A 1,006-nucleotide genomic window follows, 5' to 3' on the forward strand; every position below is an offset into this window, starting at 1 on the left:
AGGTCAGTGGTGATAACTCGGGGTCGTTGGGATCGAACGGGATTGTTGAATTCTTAAATACAGACGTATTAGAAGCAACAAGCAGTGAAGAATCACAACATACGCTATCAGCGATTAATAACAGTTACAGTTGGAATGTGACCGATGAAGGCGAAGGGATCTTATCGACGTTAGAAGAGCAGCTTGGCACCATTGTCGATAAAGCCTCTTCAACTCAGGTCTCGTTCTCAGGGTTTGATGAATTGTCGGGAAGTGGCACCGATTATTTGGATTATAGCCAGTATAGTGAAGCAATTAGCGTCGATCTGGAACAAGGGTCGGCCACCGGTTTTGATTCTATAAGTGGTATCAATACGCTCCTAGGCTCCAGTTTCGATGACAGCTTTGTGGGCGATACCAATAACAACGTATTCGTTGTTGATTTCGGTGACAGTGTTGACGGTGGAGACGGCTTTGATTCCGTGCTCTTCCGTGAAACAGGAAACGGTGGAATCGATATCACCCTTTCAGTTGATAAAGCGGGGGAAGACTTTACTTATCAAGGTGGCTCTTGGGATGGCGCCGATTTTACTGATACCGCTAATCAAGTCGTAACTTTAGTGGATGTTGATCTTCTTGCTGCTGAAGGTGGCAGTGGGGAAAACTATTTCGACTTTTCACGCGCTGATGTTCGAGTCAACCTGTTAGGTGGAGATGGAGACGATACTCTCATTGGCGGTTCGGCTGATGATGTGTTTGTGGGGGGGGCTGGCAACGATTCAATTTTTGGTAACGGAGGCGAAAACGAATTTATTGCAGCGCGTACCGCAGACTTTGAATTGACGGCCAACAAATTGAAAGTGGGTAGTGATGAAGAAGACACCTACACCGACATCGATAGCATCTATCTTAAAGCATTGACTCTGGATACGGATGTTACAGGGCGAACACTGGATGCAAGCGGTGCGGGTGATTACAACATTACCCTTGAAGGCACGGATCTCGCCGATACGATTACCGCATCAAA

The 1,006-nt window shown here is 46.6% G+C and carries 1 protein-coding gene; it reads left to right on the top strand.

From position 1 onward, the window contains the following. Positions 1 to 1,006 (top strand): calcium-binding protein (locus ACP45E_RS20570; protein WP_017038686.1); only part of this gene is annotated, 1,006 nt, incomplete at both ends.

The sequence above is a fragment of the Vibrio genomosp. F10 str. 9ZD137 genome (genome assembly GCF_049974785.1).
Lineage (GTDB): Bacteria > Pseudomonadota > Gammaproteobacteria > Enterobacterales > Vibrionaceae > Vibrio.